This is a genomic window from Lyngbya sp. PCC 8106 (assembly GCF_000169095.1).
Lineage (GTDB): Bacteria > Cyanobacteriota > Cyanobacteriia > Cyanobacteriales > Microcoleaceae > Capilliphycus.
The window spans coordinates 1-1,639 of the sequence record NZ_AAVU01000105.1 but is presented as its reverse complement, the minus strand read 5'-3'; the positions used below and the strand labels follow the sequence as shown (position 1 = coordinate 1,639).

The 1,639-nt window shown below is 41.1% G+C and carries 4 protein-coding genes; all 4 read left to right on the top strand.

The genetic code is table 11. From position 1 onward, the window contains the following. The first annotated feature begins 5 nt into the window (after positions 1-5). The 4 genes from secG to L8106_RS29100 all read left to right on the top strand — a co-directional run bounded on the left by secG (position 6) and on the right by L8106_RS29100 (position 1,594). Positions 6-176 (top strand): preprotein translocase subunit SecG, encoded by a 171-nt coding sequence (gene secG, locus L8106_RS29115; RefSeq protein ID WP_050779202.1) that lies wholly within the window; start codon positions 6-8, stop codon positions 174-176. A gap of 14 nt (positions 177-190) precedes the next feature. Further along, the gene (locus tag L8106_RS29110; RefSeq protein WP_009788178.1) at positions 191-916 is read left to right on the top strand and encodes a matrixin family metalloprotease; all 726 of its coding nucleotides are present in this window, start codon (positions 191-193) and stop codon (positions 914-916) included. Positions 917-1,145: 229 nt separating this feature from the next. Then, on the top strand, positions 1,146-1,373 hold the full coding sequence (locus tag L8106_RS29105; RefSeq protein ID WP_009788177.1) for a type II toxin-antitoxin system HicB family antitoxin: 228 nt from the start codon (positions 1,146-1,148) through the stop codon (positions 1,371-1,373). Positions 1,374-1,387: 14 nt separating this feature from the next. Next, positions 1,388-1,594, top strand: a complete 207-nt coding sequence (locus tag L8106_RS29100; protein WP_369749738.1) for a type II toxin-antitoxin system HicA family toxin — start codon at positions 1,388-1,390, stop codon at positions 1,592-1,594. The last annotated feature ends 45 nt before the right edge of the window (positions 1,595-1,639 follow it).

The window sequence follows — 1,639 nt, the reverse complement described above, 5'->3', positions numbered from 1 at the left end:
TAACCATTCTGGTTTTGTTACACAGTCCGAAGGGAGATGGACTCGGTATTGGCGGACAGGCTCAACTGTTTACCAGTAGCAAGAGTGCGGAAACTACACTTAATCGTGTTACCTGGATGTTAGCCATTACCTTTATTGGCTTAACGATTATCTTAAGCGCAGGTTGGGTCGGTTAGGGGAAATCGCGGTAGTGTTTGAACGAATGCGAGCATCCTATCGACGGCTCATTTTTGTCGGGTTGGCTGTCGCTGTTCTCAGTTTCAGCCTGATTCTTTCTAAACCCACACCTGCGCTAGAAGATGTCATTCCGGTTAAAGCTCATCCGTTGCCCATGCCTTTAGCCGAGTGGCAAGATCAAACCCAGAGTGGTGATTACTTTGATCAAATTGAAGCTCCGAAAGTCGGTCATCTAATTTGGTCTGAGTTTCCAATTCAAGTTTATATTGAGAAACCCGCCCCAAATCAAGCTTTAAACTGGTATCGTGATGTTTTGTCTGCGGTAGAAGAATGGAAAAGTTATTTACCGCTTCGCATTGTTGAAGATTCTAACGTCGCAAACATTCAAATCTTTCGCCGTCGTCCGCCCCTCGAACCCGGAAATTTACGGGCAAGTTCCGCCGAAACTCGTTATCAAGTATTTGTACATGAGCTTGAAGACGGAACTCAGATGTTGTCACATCGTTTTATCATTTGGTTGAGTCCGACTCAAACCGGAAAATATATCACATCGGCTGCTCGTCACGAATTTGGTCATGCGCTCGGAATTTGGGGTCATAGTCCGACTCAAACCGATGTTATGTATTTTGCTCAAGTTCGAGAACCACCGCCAATTTCTCCGAGAGATATTAATACGTTAAAACGGATTTATTCACAACCGACTCGTTTAGGTTGGAGAGTTGCTTCTAAAAACAGATAAGACTAGCTGAAAAAAATAGAGAAAGGTTGCATAGAGCTATTTCTAAATTCTGAACTGAATCTACTTGGATCAAAAAGATTAACGATAAGCTCAAAAATTATCAAGGATATCGAATGCGCGTTGAAGGCATAAAATGAGGGATAAATAAGGAGTTTCTATGGTTTAAAACAAATTATTACAATTAGAATAGTATTACGCGATTGATTTCAAGGTTTAAGAAAAACAGACAATGAAACCAACTCAAAAACTAACCATAATTATTGAACCAGAGGGGGACGGATATGTGTCTTTATGTCCCGAATTGGATCTGGCGAGTCAGGGGGACACGGTGGAAGAAGCACGCTCTAATTTAATTGAAGCACTAGAACTTTTTTTTGAGACTGCTGATGCTTCGGAAATAGAGCGACGTTTAAATCGTGAAGTTTTAGTCGAGTCAGTGGAGTTTAAAGTTGGGTAGGTTAAGGGTTTTATCTGAAGCGAGAAGTTTGCAAAATTTTAGAAGAACACGGTTTTGTTGAGGTCAGAGTTCGTGGGAGTCATATTATCATGCAATTGCGTCAAGAGGAATCAACGATTACCGTTCCAATTCCCAACTACAAGGAATTAAAGATTGGTACTTTGCAATCTATTATTCGTCAGTCCGGTTTACCTCGTTCTTTGTTTGAGGTCAATGAATGAATTTGCAAAGTGATCACAATCCCAACTTGGATTTTTGACTCAGTT

Bases quoted from the DNA above. Each gene is read 5' to 3' on its own strand.
- L8106_RS29105 (WP_009788177.1), top strand. From the start codon at position 1,146: ATGAAACCAACTCAAAAACTAACCATAATTATTGAACCAGAGGGGGAC.